This window comes from Glutamicibacter sp. AOP12-B1-11, assembly GCF_052379245.1.
Classification (GTDB): domain Bacteria; phylum Actinomycetota; class Actinomycetes; order Actinomycetales; family Micrococcaceae; genus Glutamicibacter.
This window is the reverse complement of the sequence record NZ_JBQSYL010000075.1, coordinates 1-1,719: the sequence shown is the minus strand read 5'-3', so window position 1 is coordinate 1,719 and position 1,719 is coordinate 1. Positions and strand designations below refer to the sequence as shown.

The following is a 1,719-nucleotide window of genomic DNA, read 5'->3' as shown; positions in this document are numbered from 1 at the left end:
CCTGTTTCGTGCCACTGTTAGTGACCCTTTTTCAGATCGCCAATCACCGCTTCGAATTCAGCAGGAACCAACGCATCAAAAGTCATCTCACCGCCGTTGATCAGCACCCGCGAGCCGCGTAATCCCTTCAGATCCGTGATTAACCGTTTTAACGGCAGCCCAGACAGTTCCTGCAGATTCCGGCCAATAGCCAAAGCAGCAAAGACAACCGTCAAGTGGGCATCGATAGAATCCTTTTCACGGTGGAAGATCGGCCTGGCCCGCAGATCCGACTTCGTCATCCTGAACGAGGCCTCCACCTGCCACAAATCGTGATAAGCACTGATCACCTGCGTGGCAGGTGCCGATTCGACCGGCAGATTGGTGACGTAGCCTTTCAAGCCGGCCAGCATCCTGGCTCGTTCGATGATTTTCTCGTCCAGCTCTTTCTCGGCCCCTGATACTTTCAGGAACCGCACCTTCTTCATAGGCGATTTGCCCTCGGCCACCGCCAGGGCCTTGCGTTCCATGAGGTTGATATTCCGGTTGTCCCTGGCGAAACGCTTCGCCGACCACTGATACACCACCCTGCGCTCCCGCGCGTTCTTCCCCGTGCCCATCACACGCGTGGATTCCAAGACCTGACCATTGGTGAACCGGTTGCCCTTCGTGTCGAAGTGCTCCTGCAGGTCGTAGGGTGCCTTGGTCAGGCGAGAGCCGACAATGAACGTGAACCCGGCGTCCTCGATCGCCTTCAAGTTGTTGGCCGAAAGCATGCCCGCGTCAGCCACGACCACCAGGTCGGTGATGCCGTGGCGTTGTTGGAACGCTTCGAGCACGGGGATGATCGTAGTGGTTTCGGCCTTATTCCCCTCGAACATGTGCAGTTCCAGCGGGAACCCTGCCGGATCCACGAGCAGCCCGACCTGGATTTGCGGGTCGACGCGGCGTTCCTTGCTCATGCCTACTTTGCGCAGCTTGTCCTCGTCCTTCGCCTCGAAATGAAGCGTGGTCACGTCGTACATCACCAACGATGCTAGGCCTGCGGTTGCTGACCGGTAGGCGACCATGGCTTTGGCCAGCTGGTCGCGGTAGTCCTTGTCGATACAGGCGCCCAGGCTACGGAACAACGTGCGCAATGAGGGGTGCGGCGCATCAATTTGCTGGAGGACACGAATGCTCTGTGCTTTCGAGGTCGGCTCGATCAGTCTCGCCAGAACCATGGCCTTGAATGCCGGATCGTCAAGGACATTGAATCCAAGCCGGTCGTAAGCGGCTTCAAGAATCTCCCAGAGAATCATCGCTGGGGAAGCGATGACTTTACCGGTCGCGCTGATGCTTCTGGACTGTTTTGCATCGGATTGTTTGATGGTTTCAGGGTCTCGCCAATCTGCGATATCGCTGGTTTTCACAGGGGCCTGCTCGATATCACCGAAGTCGAAGGTCTGCTGCCCTGGGTGAAGTTGTGCTTCGGCTTTGACCAGGAGGATTCCGAGTTCAGCGTCTGTGTGTGCTGAGCCAATGTGTTCAATACCGGTGACAACGCGTCCGGTCCGGTTCACGATTTGCACGGCGACGGCACCTGACTTGGTGCGGACCTTCCGGATGAATCTCATGGTCATGCTTCTAGCCTACGGTGGGCATGTGAATTAGTGACCCTTTTCGATCTTCCGACCGGATGAATGGTCAGGTCAACGGGTATTGATGATGTTCAATCACTAACCGTGGCACGATACAGGT

Annotated in this window: 1 protein-coding gene; it reads right to left on the bottom strand. The window is 56.7% G+C overall.

Annotated elements, in window-relative coordinates:
• Positions 1-17: 17 nt before the first annotated feature.
• Positions 18-1,601 carry an IS1634 family transposase gene (locus ACT3UQ_RS19640; protein WP_444637810.1) on the bottom strand — a complete coding sequence of 528 codons (1,584 nt, stop codon included), beginning with the start codon at positions 1,599-1,601 and terminating at the stop codon, positions 18-20.
• Between the last annotated feature and the right edge of the window lie 118 nt (positions 1,602-1,719).

Excerpts from the sequence above, each read along its gene's own strand:
- ACT3UQ_RS19640 (WP_444637810.1), bottom strand. The coding sequence starts at position 1,601 with ATGACCATGAGATTCATCCGGAAGGTCCGCACCAAGTCAGGTGCCGTC.